Source organism: Halopseudomonas laoshanensis, assembly GCF_008365385.1.
GTDB classification, from domain to species: domain Bacteria; phylum Pseudomonadota; class Gammaproteobacteria; order Pseudomonadales; family Pseudomonadaceae; genus Halopseudomonas; species Halopseudomonas laoshanensis.
In genome coordinates this window covers 420,114-436,078 of sequence record NZ_QOVF01000002.1, presented here as the reverse complement: position 1 = coordinate 436,078, position 15,965 = coordinate 420,114, and the positions used below count along the sequence as shown (strand labels likewise).

The window sequence follows — 15,965 nt, the reverse complement described above, 5'->3', positions numbered from 1 at the left end:
CTGGTGAATTTTGTGACATTGTCAATAACCGATTCAGGGAAAAAAATACCAGCGGCTGGTTTGCCCTTTTTTTGTTATAAGGTGGCGCTACAGGCGCCATATACCGTCGCCTTGTACAGGTTCTGTGCAATATAGTCGGGCGCACTGGTTGTTTTTTGCACGTTGCCTGCCAAGCCTTGTTCTTCATGGGCTGGGGTGGCTTGCCAAGCTACTGCCCACAGAGTTATCCACAGATACTGTGAACAACTGTAGCGGCGGTTTCAGAATGTCCAATTTGAGAGGGTCAAGGTGGTATGGAAAGGTTACTGGAAAATTTGTTGTACTCGGCGCGTTGGATTCTGGCGCCCATCTATCTGGGTTTATCCCTCGCGCTCTTCGCGCTGGCGGTGAAATTTTTCCAGGAAGTGATCCATCTCATCCCCAATCTGTTTGCGATTGCCGAGGCCGATCTGATTCTGGTCGTATTGTCGCTGGTAGATATGGCGCTGGTGGGTGGGTTGCTGGTGATGGTGATGATCTCCGGTTATGAGAATTTCGTGTCTCAGCTGAACATCGATGAAGGCAAGGAAAAGCTCAGTTGGCTGGGCAAGATGGACTCCGGCTCTTTGAAGATGAAAGTGGCTGCGTCGATCGTCGCGATTTCGTCAATTCACCTGCTGAAAGTCTTTATGAACGCGCAGAACATCCCTAATGACAAGATGATGTGGTACGTGATCATCCATATGACCTTTGTGGTATCCGCCTTCGGTATGGGGATTCTGGATAAGCTGGCCAAGGTCAATGGCGACTCCAAACTCGACAAGCTCTAAATGGCTGTCTAATCGATAACCGATGGACTCTGAAAGGTCTGGTTACAGAGCGCGGGCTGGCTGCGGCATGAGCTGAGTTAGAGTGATCGCTTCAGTTTGCCACGCAAGGCTTGATCATGAGGTGGGACATTCGACAATTAGAGGCGCGGCGATGAGCGTGCGCCACCTCATTCTGATTCTCGGGGACCAGCTCGACGAGGCTATCAGTTCGCTGCGTGATGCCGATCCGCAGCGGGACAGGATACTGATGGCGGAGGTGATGGAAGAGGGCCGTTATGTCCCTCATCACCCGCAGAAAATCCTCTTCGTTCTTTCCGCCATGCGCCATTTCGCCGAGCAGTGGCGCGCGGATGGTTTCACGGTTGATTACGTAAGGCTTGATGACGCAGGCAATAGCGGATCCTTGCTTGGCGAGCTGGAGCGTGCCCGCACGCGACTCGCACCCGAGCGAATCCTGCTGTGCAAGCCCAGCGAGTGGCGTCTACTGGATATTTTCCAGCAAGCACAGCAGCGATGGCCTGAGCTGGAGCTGCGCGATGACGAGCGGTTTTTTTGTACCCAATCGCGCTTTGAAGCTTGGGCGAAGGGCCGCAAACAGTTGCGCATGGAGCTGTTCTACCGGGAAATGCGCAAACATACCCAACTGTTGATGGACCCTGATGGCGGGCCTGCCGGCGGTGCCTGGAATTACGACGCGGACAACCGCAAGGCGCTGCCGGCCTCGGTGGAGATTCCACCTCAGCCACATTTCCCCCAAGACGCGATTACTCTGGAGGTGCAAGCGCTGGTTGCCGAGCGTTTCGCCGATCACTATGGCGTACTGGAAGGCTTTGATTACCCGGTAACTCGGGCTGCAGCAGAGTCACTTTGGCAGCATTTTCTGGCGCTGGGCATGCCGTCTTTTGGCGACTATCAGGATGCCATGGCGGATAACCAGCCCTACCTGTTTCACGCGCGTATCGCTGCAGCGATGAACATCGGTTTACTCGACCCGCGACGTGTGTGCCTGGACGTGCAGGCCGCTTGGCAGGCGGGAGATATTCCGCTGAATGCGGCGGAAGGCTTTATTCGCCAGATACTCGGCTGGCGCGAATATGTCCGCGGGATCTACTGGTTGATGATGCCGGATTATGCCGAGCGTAACGCGCTCGGCAATCAGCGTGATCTGCCCGAATTCTACTGGACCGGCGAGACCCGGATGAACTGCATGAGCCAGGCAATCGGCCAGACTCTGGAACATGCCTATGCACATCATATTCAGCGGCTGATGGTCACCGGTAACTTTGCACTGCTCACGGGTATTCAGCCCAAGCAGATCTGTGACTGGTATCTGGCGGTCTACATGGATGCGTTTGATTGGGTTGAGCTACCCAATACGCTAGGTATGGTCATGCACGCCGATGGTGGTTATCTCGGTTCCAAACCCTATTGCGCCAGTGGTCAGTACATCAAGCGCATGTCCAATCACTGCAAGGGTTGCGCTTACAAGGTCACCGAACAAACCGGTGAGAAGGCCTGCCCGTTCAACTCGCTGTACTGGCATTTTCTCATGCGCCACCGCGACAAACTGGGTGCGAATCACCGCCTGGCAATGGTCTATCGTAATCTGGATCGCATGCCGGAGGCCAAGCAGCAGGCGTTGTGGGCCTGGGGCGAAAAGCTGCTGGCGCGGCTCGACGCTGGTTATTCGCTATGACCGGCCAAACCCGATGAAGAGCAAATATGATCTACCGGTAAAGACCTGTGCTACATGCGGATTGCCGTTTCGCTGGCGCAAGAAATGGGCGCGCTGCTGGGCTGAGGTAAAATACTGCTCGGAGCGTTGCCGGCGACAGTAAGTTAGCTGAGAGCGCTTAACTGTCGCGGCAGATCGCTAAATCAGATTCAATTACTGGCTTTAAGTACCACGAATTTGGGATTGCCGGACAACTGCTCAACCTTCTCGAACCAGGCGCGCAATTTGACGTGGTAACCCAGGTGCCTGTTACCCACCACCATCAGGCTACCTGTTGTGTTCAAAGCGCTGTAGCTTTGCTCGAACAGCCGCTTGGCCATTTCATCACCGACTGCTTGCTGCTGATGAAAGGGCGGGTTACACAGAATCAGGTCAGCGCTGCCATCTTCGATCTCGGTCAAGCCGTCGCTGACGACAAACTCGGCAGCGCGCTCGGGAAAGGCTTGGCTGAAATTGTGCTGGGCCGAGGCGACAGCAGCGTAGGACTCATCGATAAATACCAACTGCGCGTCAGGATTAAGCTGCGCCGCCATAATGCCCAATGCGCCATTGCCGCAACCCAGATCAACAATGTAGCCACCTTCCTGGCCGGTGGGCAGGCTTGAAAGTAGCGCGCGGGTACCGTTATCCAGCTTCTCCCGGGAAAATACACCCGGCTTGTTCAGTAGTTGAAATGTGGAAGCGGGCAACTCATAACGCGTTTCCAGCTCTGGTTTGTCAGGGTTCAGTGCGGGGTCCATTGTGCTGGTCAGCAGTCGCGATTTTTTCCAGGCCAGTGACGCCTGGTACGGGCCAATATATTGCGCCAACAGATCGCCTGCAGCGTGCGGTAGATGCTTGACCATGGCGCCGGCAATGACCTGCGCCTGCTCCGCCAGGGCTGTGCGCAGACGGAACAGCTGGTCCTGCATCAGCGTCAAGCTTTTGGGCACGCGCATCAGCACGCACTGGTACGGGCCGCTCGGCGTTTGCTGGCTGTCGATAAACTGCACCGCGTCGGTTGGCAGGTCATTGGCCAACAGGTTGGTCTGCAAGCCCAGCTGAGCCAGTTTCGAATCGCTCCAGGTGTGTACCTTGCGGGCCGGCTCTGCCTTCGCCAACGCGCAGGCCAGGGTGCCAAAATTATCATTGATGACCAAAATCGGCAGGTCTGAAACGGGCAACTCAGCGGCACTTTGCAGCAGATACAGATCGGCCGTATCAAAGGCTTGCAGCGTGGGGTTCTGAGTTGGCGGGTGGCGCTCGAGATTCAGAGTGCCGAACGGGGTGTCACATGATTGCATGATGGCTGCCGGTTAGAAGTGCGGGGCGGCAGTATAGCGCAGTTGGGCGCAAGGGCTTGGCGCAATGCTGCCGGAACACCGCTTACGCAATGGCCGGCAGCTATGCTGCCTGGCCACGGCGCATTCAGGGGTTGGGCTTTTGCTGCAGCAGGTCGCGAATTTCGGTAAGCAGGATTTCCTGCTTGCTCATGGTTTCCGGCGGGGGCGGCGTAGGCGCGGCTTCTTCCTCACGTTTGAGGCTGTTCATCACTTTGATCGCGACGAAAATCGCTGTGGCAATAATCAGGAAGTCGACAATGCTCTGGATAAACAGGCCGTAGCCCAGGGTCACCGCAGGAATTTCACCCTGTGCTTCCTTCAGCACAATGGCCAGATCGGCAAAATCTACACCGCCAATCAGCAACCCCAGCGGCGGCATTACCACGTTGGCCACGAAGGAGGACACCACCTTGCCAAAGGCCGCGCCAATAATGATACCTACGGCCATATCGATCACATTGCCGCGCATGGCGAACGCTTTGAATTCCTGAACAATACTCATCGTCATCTCCTGTCGGGCGCCACCATGGCGCTGCCGTAATATCACTAATCAAAATAATATCCGGAAATCGAGATTTGTCAGGTTTTATTCAGGCTTATTTCAACGCCTTGCGCAAAGTGTCGCAGACAATTTTCAAGGTCTGCACGCGCGCATGGCGTTTATCTTCCGCGGCAATGACATGCCAGGGTGCTTGTTTGGTATCGGTGAATTCCAGCATGTCGTTGATGGCTTTCTGGTAGGTGGACCATTGTTGGCGGTTACGCCAGTCCTCTTCAGTCAGCTTGTGCCGTTTCAGCGGCGATGCTTCACGCGCCTGGAAACGCGCAAGCTGTTCCTCTTCGGTGATCGCCAGCCAGAACTTGATCACCAGCGTATTGGCCTGCTGCAATTGCTGCTCGAAATCATTGATCTCGCCATACGCGCGCTGCCAGTCCGCAGCCCCACAAAAACCTTCAACCCGCTCTACCAACACGCGGCCATAGTAACTGCGATCAAACACCACCACTGTGCCGGGGGCTGGAATGCGCTTCCAGAATCGTGTCAGGTAGGGTTGGGTGCGTTCCTCCTCGGTTGGAGCGCGGGTGCCGTGCACTCGCAGGTAGCGAGGATCAAGGCATTGGGTAATGCGCCGAATGGCGCCGCCTTTGCCCGCCGCATCTGTGCCTTCGAAAACCAGCAGCAGGCTGCGCCGCGCGAAGCGCGGATGGCGCACCAGTTCCCGTAGTTGGTTCTGGTAGTCCTCAAGCTGCGCCTTGTAATCGTCCTTTTCCAGTTGTGCGCTGTAATCGACACTATTCAGACGATCCACGCTGCCCGGTAGAAAGCTCTTATGATGGCTAGCGGCAGACTCAGTGGCAGACTCGAGATGCTGCCGCATTGCTTTGAGCAACAGCTTGGCAATCTCGATATCGCGGTAACGCGGGTCATGACTGGGGATCCTGATCCAGGGTGCTTGCTCGGTCGACGTCAGTTCGATCATCTTCTGTGCCCCGGCGCGGACCTTTTCGTAATCAGCCCGGCTGAAGTCGCCCCATTCACGCATGGCCACAGTATCCTGATAGCGCTGCTGGCCCGCAGACGTTTCAACGGCTTCGCCATTCGGGCTGATATGCAGCCAGACCTTGAGTACCACAACGCCTTCGTCAGTGAGTAATTGTTCGAAGCGCAGGATATCTTCCATCTGTTGTTTGAAAGCATTGGCCGAGAGATTGCCCCGACTAAAGCTCATCAGCGGCTGGTGGTACCAGGAACCGAGATAGAAGCCCAGCTCACCGGCTGGCGGCAGGGAACGCCAGTAGCGCCACATGCGCGGCATGCGCTTCTCAATTCCCTGGGGTAGAACAAAGGCGCGGGTATTCAGAAAGCGGCTATCCAGCCAGGCGTAGAAAGTATGAATAACCTCCGCTTTGCCAGCCAGGTCATTGCCGCTGATCAACAACAGAACCGGGCCTTTGCCAGCCTTGCGCAGTTCAAACTGCGCTTCCAGCAGCGCTTCATTCAACTCGGCGCTCTGCTGTTTGTAGGCTTTCTTGCTGAGGCTGTAATCAGGCATCGGGCCAACTGACTTCGGGCAACTGTTCAAAGGCCGGCTTGGCAAACAGGTAACCCTGAAACAGATGCACGCCCAGCTTCTGGAGCAAGCGCAACTCGGCGAGGCTTTCAATACCTTCGGCGATGACCTCGATATTCAGTGCCTTGCATACGCCCAGTATTCCCTGGACGATCGCCTGGCGGACAGGGTCGGTATCAATGTCGCGAACCATGGCCATGTCCAGTTTGATGATGTCCGGCTGAAACTCGGCGAGCAGGTTAAGGCCGGAATAGCCGGCACCAAAATCATCGATGGCCGTTTTAAAGCCCTGGCGCTTGTACTCTGTAATAATGCTCTTCAAGTGAGCCTTGTCGACCAGTTCTTCATTTTCGGTAATCTCGAAAATCAGCCGTGAGGTCGGGAAGTTGTAGCGCCGGGCCGCTTCCAGCGTCGCGCGTATGCAGGTGGCGGCCTGATAAACGGCGTTGGGCAAGAAGTTGATGCTGACGAAACAGGGGATTTGCAGCCGTGATGCCAGTTCCACCGCTTTGACCCGGCATGACTGATCGAAGATATAACGGTTATCCTCGTTCACCTTGGACAGCATCTGCATGGCGCCTTCGCCGGCCAGGCCGCGAATCAGGGCTTCATAGGCAAAAATGCTGTTATCCCGGGTATCCACGATCGGCTGGAAAGCCATGCTGAAATCGAAACACAGTGGTGTATTGTCCTGGCACGATTTGCAGGGTTTGGGGATGTCTACGCTAATGCTCATACAGGTATCCGTTCACCAGAGTCGTGAAGTAGTGTGCATGTTATCAAGCTGACCTGTGGCCAGTGGCTATAAAGCAAAATAGCACCTAACTATTCCTCTGGGGGGAATTAATGGCAAAAAACAAGCGAATTTATGGGTGCACCGAATGCGGTGCGACTTTCTCCAAATGGGCCGGCCAGTGCGCTGAATGCCAGGCCTGGAACACGCTTGTGGAAACGGTAGTCGATACCACCCCCACTGGTGGCAGCGGCGTTTCAGCCAGCCGCACCGGGCACTGGGCGGGTCAGGCCGCTCAGGTAAGAACTCTGGCAGAAGTCTCTACCGAGGAGGTGCCGCGCCAATCCAGCGGCTCTTCGGAGCTGGATCGCGTGCTGGGTGGCGGCCTGGTGGCGGGCTCGGTGGTATTGATGGGCGGGGATCCGGGTATCGGCAAGTCGACTATTTTGCTGCAGACCTTGTGTCAGTTGGCGCAAAGCATGCCAGCGTTGTATGTCACCGGGGAAGAATCCCAGCAACAGGTGGCGATGCGCGCGCGGCGATTGGGTCTGCCGGAAGACAAGCTCAAGGTCATGACCGAGACCTGCATTGAAAGCATCATTGCCACCGCTCGGCATGAGCAGCCGAAGGTCATGGTGGTGGATTCAATTCAGACGATCTTCACCGAACAGTTGCAATCGGCTCCCGGTGGGGTAGCGCAGGTTCGCGAGAGCGCGGCGCTGCTGGTGCGTTATGCCAAACAGAGTGGCACGGCCATCTTTCTGGTCGGCCACGTGACCAAGGAGGGTTCGTTGGCCGGGCCGCGCGTGCTCGAGCATATGGTCGATACCGTGCTGTATTTTGAAGGCGAGTCTGATGGTCGGCTGCGTATGCTGCGCGCGGTGAAGAATCGCTTCGGTGCGGTGAACGAACTTGGCGTGTTTTCAATGACTGACAAGGGGCTCAAGGAAGTCTCCAACCCGTCGGCCATTTTCCTTTCGCGCTACGATACCCCGATTCCCGGTAGTGTAGTGATGTCGACCTGGGAAGGTTCCAGGCCGATGCTGGTGGAGGTGCAGGCGCTGGTGGATACCAGTCATCTGGGTAATCCGCGACGGGTCACGCTGGGCCTGGATCAGAACCGGTTGGCCATGCTACTGGCGGTGTTGCACCGCCATGGCGGGGTGCCCACCTACGATCAGGATGTGTTCGTTAACGTGGTGGGCGGGGTCAAGGTGTTGGAAACCGCGGTTGATCTGGCGCTGCTCGCAGCGGTCATGTCCAGCCTGCGCAATCGGCCGTTGCCGATGGATCTGATGGTGTTCGGTGAGTTGGGTTTGTCCGGCGAGATACGGCCGGTGCCCAGCGGTCAGGAACGCCTGAAGGAGGCGGCCAAGCACGGCTTTACCCGCGCTATTGTGCCCAAGGCCAATGCTCCCAAGGAGTCGCCCAAGGGCATGCAGGTGATTGCTGTGACCCGTCTGGATCAGGCATTGGCGGCGATATTCGACTAATCTCTGGATCGGCCGGGCTCCCTCCCGGCCGTCAGCGGTTAGAGCAGACTGCCCAGTTCGCGCTCAATCAGCGCTTCATCACCCATATTCAACGCCACCAGGCGCTTCAAGTGGCTGATGGAGTCCAGGTCGATATGGTCGCACTCGAACCCCAGCAAGCCTTCCTCGGCATGGGCCAGGCGCACATCCATGCAAATCTGGCTGCCTTCGGCCAGCCGAATGACTGCATTGAAAGGTGCCTGCACATTGGCATTGACCCAGTCAGCCGGCTGCAATACCAGCAGCCCACGTAGCGATACATCAACCAATTGCACACTGATACTCCACTCGTCCTGATGCAAACTGGTCTGCGCATCAAAGGGAATGCGGGTAAAGCGGCGTCTATCATCGTTCATCGATCAGCCCCCCGGCATTATGCCAACGCTTTTACTATAGCTGGTTTTGTGTTGGTCAAATGACCCCCTGGGCGAGCATAGCATCGGCTACCCGAACGAAGCCGGCTATGTTTGCGCCTTTGACGTAGTCAATATAACCGCCGGCTTCCTGGCCATGCTTCTCACAGGCCTGGTGAATGCTGTGCATGATCTCGCGTAGGCGCAGGTCGACTTTTTCCGCGCTCCAGTTAAGCCGCATGGCGTTCTGCGACATCTCCAGGCCGCTGACTGCAACGCCGCCAGCGTTAGCCGCCTTGCCTGGAGCAAAAAGGATACGGGCCTCGTGGAAGCGGTCTATAGCTTCCAATGTGCAGGGCATATTGGCGCCTTCGGTCACACAGATACACCCCTGCTCCAATAGCTGCGCAGCATCGTCACCGTTGAGCTCGTTTTGCGTGGCGCAGGGCATGGCCAGGTCGCACTCAAGGTGCCAGGGCGTGCTGTTGGGTAGATAGGTCATGCCCGGCGCATTGGCCAAGTCAGCCAATCTGCCGCGGCGCATATTTTTCAGCTCGGCGATGCTGGTCCATTGCTCCAGGCTGAGCCCGTCCGCGCAGTGCAATGTGCCGCCGGAGTCGGACAGGGAGATCACCCGGGCTTGCAGCTCGATCAGCTTGCGGGCGGCAAACTGCGCCACGTTACCTGAACCGGAAACGCAGACGCGCTTGCCGTTCAGGTCGAGGTTGCGCTGCTTGAGCATTTGTTCGGCGAAGTACACACAGCCGTAGCCGGTCGCTTCAGGACGAACCAGGCTACCGCCGTAAGACAGGCCTTTACCGGTTAGCACCGAGGTAAACTCGTTGCGCATGCGCCGGTACTGACCGTACAGATAACCGATCTCGCGCGCGCCAACGCCGATATCGCCCGCCGGAATGTCCACGCTGTCGCCAATGTGGCGTGCCAGCTCGGTCATGAATGACTGACAAAAGCGCATGACCTCGGCGTCACTCTTGCCTTTGGGGTCGAAGTCGGCGCCACCCTTGCCGCCGCCCATGGGCAGCGTGGTCAGGGCATTCTTGAATACTTGCTCGAAGGCCAGGAACTTGAGTACGCCCAGGTTGACGGTAGGGTGAAAGCGCAGACCGCCTTTATAAGGGCCGATGGCGCTGTTCATCTGAACCCGGTAGCCGCGGTTGACCCGCACCTGGCCACGGTCATCGACCCAGGGTACGCGGAACATGATTACCCGCTCTGGCTCCATCAGCCGCTCGATGATGCCATTGTTCAGATAGGTCGGGTGCTCTTGCAGGAAAGGCCACAGGCTGCTGAGTACTTCTTCGGCGGCCTGGTGAAACTCCGGCTGATCGGGGTCACGTAAACGCAAATGGGCCAGGCAGGCCTGCAAGGTGTCGGTCATGGATGAGCTCGTACTTTAAAGGAGCGCAGACCCTATCAGAATTGGCTGTGCGCGGCATAGCCCGCTCGTTGTCAGCGGTGGTAACAAAGTGCTACCCCAGGCATGGGAATGGGCAAAAAAAACGGCGGGCTGGTTCTCCAGTCCGCCGTTTGATCAGTCACGCCAAGCTCAAGCGAGTTTCTTGTAACGCACCCGGTGTGGCTGGGCAGCCGCTTCGCCAAGGCGTTTCTTGCGATCGGCCTCAAACTCGGTGTAGTTGCCTTCAAAGAAGTTGACCTTGCCGTCATCCTCATAGGACAGGATGTGCGTGGCGATACGGTCAAGGAACCAGCGATCGTGCGAGATCACGATCGCGGAGCCCGGGAAATCCAACAGCGCTTCTTCCAGGGCCCGCAGGGTTTCCACGTCCAGATCGTTGGAGGGTTCGTCGAGCAGCAGCACGTTGGCACCCTGTTTCAACGTCAGGGCCATGTGCAAGCGTCCGCGCTCACCGCCGGATAGATCCTTGACGAATTTTTGTTGATCCGCGCCCTTGAAGTTGAAGCGGCCCACGTAACCACGTGAGGGCACCTCATAGTTCCCGACCTTGATCATGTCGAAGCCATCGGATACCTGTTCCCATACGGTCTTGTTACCGTCCAGCTCGTCACGGCTCTGGTCGACACTGGCAATCTTGACCGTTTCACCGATGACAATACTGCCGCTATCAGGTTGCTCCTTGCCGGTAATCATGCGGAACAAAGTGGACTTGCCCGCGCCGTTACCACCGATCACGCCGATGATCGCGCCCTTGGGTACGGCAAAGCTCAGATCATCAATCAATACGCGGTCGCCATAACCCTTGCCGACGTTATTGAACTCGATGACCTTGTCGCCCAGACGTGGGCCAGCAGGGATGTAGATTTCATTGGTCTCGCTGCGCTTCTGGAATTCCTGTGACTGCAGTTCTTCAAAACGCTGCAGGCGGGCCTTGGACTTGGACTGACGACCCTTGGCGCCCTGGCGTACCCATTCCAGTTCGGCTTTCATTGCCTTGGAGTGCGAAGACTCCTGCTTGGCTTCCTGAGCCAGACGATTGGCTTTGGATTCCAGCCACTGGGAGTAGTTGCCCTCGAAGGGGATGCCGTGGCCACGGTCAAGCTCAAGAATCCAGCCAGCGACATTGTCGAGGAAGTAGCGATCGTGGGTAATGGCCACCACGGTGCCGGGGAAGTCATGCAGGAAATGCTCAAGCCAGGCGACAGAATCGGCGTCCAGGTGGTTGGTCGGTTCGTCGAGCAGCAGCATGTCTGGGGCTGACAGCAGCAGGCGGCACAGCGCCACCCGGCGCTTTTCACCACCGGAGAGATGCTCGATGGTGGCATCCCACGGCGGAATACGCAGCGCGTCGGCAGCGACTTCCAACTGGCGCTCCAGATTGTGACCGTCACCGGCCTGAAGGATGGCCTCAAGCTTGGCTTGCTCTGCAGCCAGGGCATCGAAGTCGGCATCGGGCTCGGCGTAAGCGGCATAGACTTCGTCGAGACGTGACTGCGCCTGCTTGATCTCGCCTACGGCTTCTTCAACGATATCGCGCACGGTCTTGCTGGGGTCAAGTTCTGGCTCTTGCGGCAGATAACCAATCTTGATGCCGGGCATTGGCCGAGCTTCGCCTTCGATCTCGGTATCAACGCCGGCCATGATGCGCAGCAGCGTGGATTTACCTGAACCGTTCAGGCCCAGTACGCCAATCTTGGCGCCTGGGAAAAAGGACAGGGAGATATCCTTGAGGATCTTGTTTTTCGGCGGTACAACCTTGCCGACCCGGTGCATACTGTAAACAAATTGAGCCATGTGCTGAAAACCTGACATAAGGAAGTGGAGCGCGCCTTGACCGTGGAGGTTCACGCGGGGTCTGGATTGCCGGCAAGGCTAGCCCAACTAGGCGTGCAGGGCAAATCCGCCTTAGGATTTGTTCGGATGGGCCGGTAGTGGCATGCTTGGCAATCAAATCGCATTTTCGCAAGTGAGCAGCTTGAATAACAATAAGAATTCAAACGTCCAACCGCCGCTTGATTCCTCTACCGCATCCCAGGTGACTCACGCCGCGGGGGCCGGCTGGCAGTCGACCGGGGCCGGATTTCTGCTGATAGCGGTTGCCGGGCTGTTGTTGACCGGCTTGATGGTCTGGCAGGCGGCTCAGGATTATCGTCTGCTGCGCTTGCAGCATCAGATTCAGGTCGAGGAGTCAGTTTGGCTAACCGCAAGCCAGATTGCGCTCAATCTTGAAGTGAAATCCGCCGCGCTTTCCCAACTGCTTGACCAGATGTACGAGAAATCACCCGAGGCTGCATTGCAGGCGGTCGAAGCGCTGCTTCCGGGGCTGCGTAATCTGACGCAGGTAAGCCCCGAGATACCCTATTTACAGGATACTGCTCCCACTTGGATGCCGTCGGTACGGGATCTCAGTGTCAGCGGCCAGGCTTTTGCGATTGACTCCGATCCGCGCAGCGGGTCCCTTCTATGGGTAGTTGATAGCCGCCGACCCGGCTACGCCTGGGTGCTCGAAGTAGATGATCGGGACATCTCCGGGCTGGTATCTGCTCAGCCTGCCCAGGGCTATGTATGGCTGCTGGAGGATGCCGGGCATGCCCGCGTCCTGGCCCGCCAACAGGAAGGCAGTCTGGTGTATCTGGATAACAAGGCGATGACCGCTCAGGAGCGCAGCCAGGTGGTGGTCAGCGCGCCTGTCGCCGGCAGCTTGTGGCAAGTACGAGGCCTGGTTGAGCCTGATTACTATGTGCAGCAGTTGGGTCAGGTTATTCGTTTCAAGGTGCTAGTGGTGGTTGGCTTTGTCGCTGTGCTGCTATTGGTGGCGTGGATCCTGGCGCGTATGCGCCGAGCCAATCGCCGTCTACTAGCCAGCAACTATGCTTCTTCCCGCGCCGTGGAAGACACCGAGCGCCGCTATCAGGACGTGTTTCAGGGGGTCGGTATTGCCCTGTGTCAGTTGAATCTGGCTGGGCTGCGCGACCGGCTGATACGTGAAGGCATCACCAGCCGGGAGACACTCGACGCCTGGCTGGAAAAACACCCCGCCGAACACAGTGAACTGCTCGACTGCGTGACCGTGGTCGATGCCAATCAGGTAACGCTTGATCTGTTGGCGCTGGATTCGATGAGGGGGTTGGAGCGCATGCTGCATCGCCCTGATCGTATCCGCCGGGATACCGCACGCTACCGGCTGATTCAAGCAGTGCTGGAGCGTCAGCCGCGGCTGGAGATGGAGACGCCCCTGCGCTCGTCCACCGGCGCCGCCCGCTATGTCTGGGTCATTATGCGGCTGCCCGAGCGGGTCGAGGATTACCATGCGGTCACCATGAGCATTTCCGACATCACCAGTCGCCGTCGGGTGGAGTTGTCGATGGTCGAGCGCGAACGCTTCTGGGCGGGGGTAGTGAAAGCGGTTCCGGATATCGTGTTTATCAAGGACATGCCGCGGCAGAAGTTTGTGTACAGCAACCGCTCATTGGCGCAGATGCTCGGTTATGCGGATGACGATCCGCAAGTGCAGGCAGAGGACTATCGTGACCGCCTACTGCACCCGGATGACCTTGAGTCGATGTTGATCAATCGCAATCTGCAGCAGGTCTTGCCTGACGAAAAGGTTCAGGAAGCCCGACTACGCTGGCGCCATCGTGATGGCAGCTGGCACTGGTTCAGCTTGCGGGTCAAGGTGTTGTCGCGCTTGCCGAATGGCCGGGTCAAGCAGCTGATCGGCGTTATTCGAGATGTAACCGTGCAAAGCGAGTCCACCGAACAACTGAAGACCAGCGAGCAGCGTTATCGACTGCTGGCGGAAAATATCAGCGACGTGATCTGGTCGACCGATTCGTCTTTTCACCTGAACTACATAAGCCCTTCGGTCAAACCCTTGCTCGGTTACGACCCTGACGACCTGATTCGGCGAGGCTTTACCGACATAGTGGCCGGTGATGAGTATTCGCGCTTCATGGGCCAGGTGCTCAAGTATCTGGCGCCGCTGGTGGGCGTGCCGGAAGAGACGGCGCGCCTGCAAAAAGAAGGCTTCTATCGCGAAATTACTTTTGACTGTATTACCGCAGAGGGTCGCAAGTGCCCTACGGAGTTACGGCTATCATTGATGTGGGGTGCGCAGGGTGAATTTCTGGGATTGCTCGGCATTGCCCGGGACATCACCGAACAACGCCGTACCGAAAACCGTCTGCGCATGGCGGCGACGGTATTCGAGAACACCACCGGGGCGATTCTGGTAACCGACCCGGCGGGCTATGTGGTGCAGGTCAACGAAAACTTCTCACAGATCACCGGTTTCAGTGCAGAAGAGATATTGGACCATACCCCCAGGCTGCTCGAATCTACCGTGCATGACGAGCGTTTCTATCCTGGCATCCTGCGCACGCTGCGCGAGCAGGGCCGCTGGGAAGGCGAGATCTGGTTGCGTCGCAAGAGTGGCGAGCAATTTCCGGCTTGGACCGGGATTACCGCGGTACAGGACAACGAAGGCGACTTGGTCAGTTATGTCTGTTTCTTTGTCGACATCAGCGAACGCAAGGCCAGCGAAGCGCGGATTGAAAGCCTGGCTTACTACGACGCACTGACCGGGCTGGCCAACCGTACCCTGTTCCAGGACCGGCTGCGCACGGCGCTGCAGTTGGCAGAACGGCGCGAAGAGTGGGTCGCGGTATTGTTTCTTGATCTGGATCGCTTCAAGCCGATCAACGATACCTTGGGCCATGCGGCAGGTGATGCCATGCTCAAGGAAGTCGCACGCCGCTTGCGCGAGTGCGTGCGTGACAGCGATACCGTAGCGCGCATGGGTGGCGACGAGTTCACCATGTTGCTCGGCGGCCTCACGGATCGCGAGGCGGCCATGGGTGCGGGTATTCACGTCGCGGAGAAGATTCTCACTGCGCTGGCGCCGGCGTTCTGCCTGCAGGAGCGTGAGTTCTTCATCAGCGCCAGTATCGGTCTGGCGTTGTATCCGCAGGATGGTCTGGAGGTCAGCTCGCTGCTAAAGAATGCCGATACGGCGATGTATCACGCCAAAGGCGCGGGCAAGGACACCTTCCAGTTCTACCAGGCCGACATGAATGCGCGGGCGCTGGAGCGATTGAGTCTCGAGGGGGATTTAAGGCGTGCGCTGCAGGATGACGTGCTGACACTGCATTATCAGCCGCAGTTTGACTGCGCCAGTCGCCGTCTGACCGGCGCCGAGGCGCTGCTGCGCTGGCAGCATCCGGTGCACGGTGCTATCTCGCCAGCGGTGTTCATTCCCATGGCCGAAGAAATCGGCCTGGTCGGCGTGCTCGGCGAGTGGGTGATTGACCGCGCCTGTCGGCAGATGGCTGAGTGGCGCGATGCCGGTCACCTTCTGCCACGCCTGGCCATCAACCTGTCCGCCCGGCAGTTCACTGAAGGACGATTGGCGGAGCAGGTGGGCAAGGTTCTCAAGCGTTATGCGATCGATCCTGCCACCATCGAGCTGGAACTGACCGAGAGCGTGCTGCTGCACGACGTCGAGGAGACCATGCAGACGCTCGCAGCGCTCAAGCAGCTGGGTGTGGAGATTGCGGTGGATGACTTCGGCACCGGATATTCGTCGCTGAACTATCTGAAGGACTTCCCCATCGATACACTGAAGATCGACCGCAGCTTTATTCAGGCCATGCACGCCGGCAACCGTGATACGCGTCTGGCCAAGGCTATCGTCGCACTGGGGCGCAGTTTGCAGTTGCGGGTGATCGCCGAGGGTGTGGAGACGCTGGAGCAGTTGGGTTTGCTGGTTGGATTTGGCTGCGATGAGGTGCAGGGCTATCTGTTGGGCCGCCCGGTTCCTGCCGATACCTTGCTCGCCGATCACCTGCTTCCGCGCATGAGTGCGGATTAGAGGCAGTAAAGCCGGCTTGAAACGATTTTGTGTAGTGCGTGAGCGCTTTTCATGTGCCACTCGCGGCCGCTTGCGTTAAAATAACCGGCTTAATTTGAACGT

At 57.7% G+C, this 15,965-nt stretch carries 12 protein-coding genes; 5 read left to right on the top strand and 7 right to left on the bottom strand.

The genetic code is table 11. The annotated features are described in order from the left end of the window. Positions 1–293: 293 nt before the first annotated feature. From DT594_RS08565 to DT594_RS08555, 3 genes are all read left to right on the top strand, one after another. Positions 294–809, top strand: a complete 516-nt coding sequence (locus DT594_RS08565; protein WP_149332298.1) for a TIGR00645 family protein — start codon at positions 294–296, stop codon at positions 807–809. A gap of 151 nt (positions 810–960) precedes the next feature. Further along, positions 961–2,505 (top strand): cryptochrome/photolyase family protein, encoded by a 1,545-nt coding sequence (locus DT594_RS08560; protein ID WP_149332297.1) that lies wholly within the window; start codon positions 961–963, stop codon positions 2,503–2,505. A gap of 13 nt (positions 2,506–2,518) precedes the next feature. Continuing rightward, positions 2,519–2,647, top strand: coding sequence for a DUF2256 domain-containing protein (locus DT594_RS08555; RefSeq protein WP_149332296.1), 129 nt, complete (start codon positions 2,519–2,521; stop codon positions 2,645–2,647). Positions 2,648–2,693: 46 nt separating this feature from the next. Here DT594_RS08555 and DT594_RS08550 read toward each other — a convergent pair whose 3' ends face one another. From DT594_RS08550 to DT594_RS08535, 4 genes are all read right to left on the bottom strand, one after another. After that, entirely contained in the window at positions 2,694–3,827 is a 1,134-nt protein-coding gene (locus DT594_RS08550) for a methyltransferase (RefSeq protein WP_149332295.1), read from the bottom strand. Positions 3,828–3,951: 124 nt separating this feature from the next. Then, a complete protein-coding gene (mscL, locus tag DT594_RS08545) occupies positions 3,952–4,368 on the bottom strand; it encodes a large-conductance mechanosensitive channel protein MscL (protein ID WP_096345118.1) in 417 nt (138 codons plus the stop codon). A gap of 94 nt (positions 4,369–4,462) precedes the next feature. Further along, positions 4,463–5,920 carry a polyphosphate:AMP phosphotransferase gene (gene pap / locus DT594_RS08540; protein WP_149332294.1) on the bottom strand — a complete coding sequence of 486 codons (1,458 nt, stop codon included), beginning with the start codon at positions 5,918–5,920 and terminating at the stop codon, positions 4,463–4,465. After that, a complete protein-coding gene (locus DT594_RS08535) occupies positions 5,913–6,674 on the bottom strand; it encodes an EAL domain-containing protein (RefSeq protein WP_149332293.1) in 762 nt (253 codons plus the stop codon). The genes pap and DT594_RS08535 overlap by 8 nt, the downstream gene beginning before the upstream one ends. 110 nt (positions 6,675–6,784) lie before the next feature. On the opposite strand from DT594_RS08535, the gene radA reads away from it, so the two are divergent. Then, the gene (gene radA, locus DT594_RS08530; protein WP_096345115.1) at positions 6,785–8,164 is read left to right on the top strand and encodes a DNA repair protein RadA; all 1,380 of its coding nucleotides are present in this window, start codon (positions 6,785–6,787) and stop codon (positions 8,162–8,164) included. Positions 8,165–8,202: 38 nt separating this feature from the next. On the opposite strand, the gene DT594_RS08525 is transcribed toward radA, so the two are convergent. From DT594_RS08525 to ettA, 3 genes are all read right to left on the bottom strand, one after another. Beyond that, positions 8,203–8,559 carry a PilZ domain-containing protein gene (locus DT594_RS08525; RefSeq protein WP_149332292.1) on the bottom strand — a complete coding sequence of 119 codons (357 nt, stop codon included), beginning with the start codon at positions 8,557–8,559 and terminating at the stop codon, positions 8,203–8,205. A 55-nt stretch (positions 8,560–8,614) separates the two neighbouring features. Further along, positions 8,615–9,955 (bottom strand): NADP-specific glutamate dehydrogenase, encoded by a 1,341-nt coding sequence (gdhA, locus tag DT594_RS08520; RefSeq protein ID WP_149332291.1) that lies wholly within the window; start codon positions 9,953–9,955, stop codon positions 8,615–8,617. A 168-nt stretch (positions 9,956–10,123) separates the two neighbouring features. Continuing rightward, positions 10,124–11,788: an energy-dependent translational throttle protein EttA gene (ettA, locus tag DT594_RS08515; protein WP_149332290.1), complete on the bottom strand. Its 1,665-nt coding sequence runs from the start codon at positions 11,786–11,788 to the stop codon at positions 10,124–10,126. A gap of 181 nt (positions 11,789–11,969) precedes the next feature. Between ettA and DT594_RS08510 the strand changes: the two genes are divergently transcribed. Further along, positions 11,970–15,863 carry a bifunctional diguanylate cyclase/phosphodiesterase gene (locus DT594_RS08510; RefSeq protein WP_246164597.1) on the top strand — a complete coding sequence of 1,298 codons (3,894 nt, stop codon included), beginning with the start codon at positions 11,970–11,972 and terminating at the stop codon, positions 15,861–15,863. Positions 15,864–15,965: the final 102 nt, after the last annotated feature.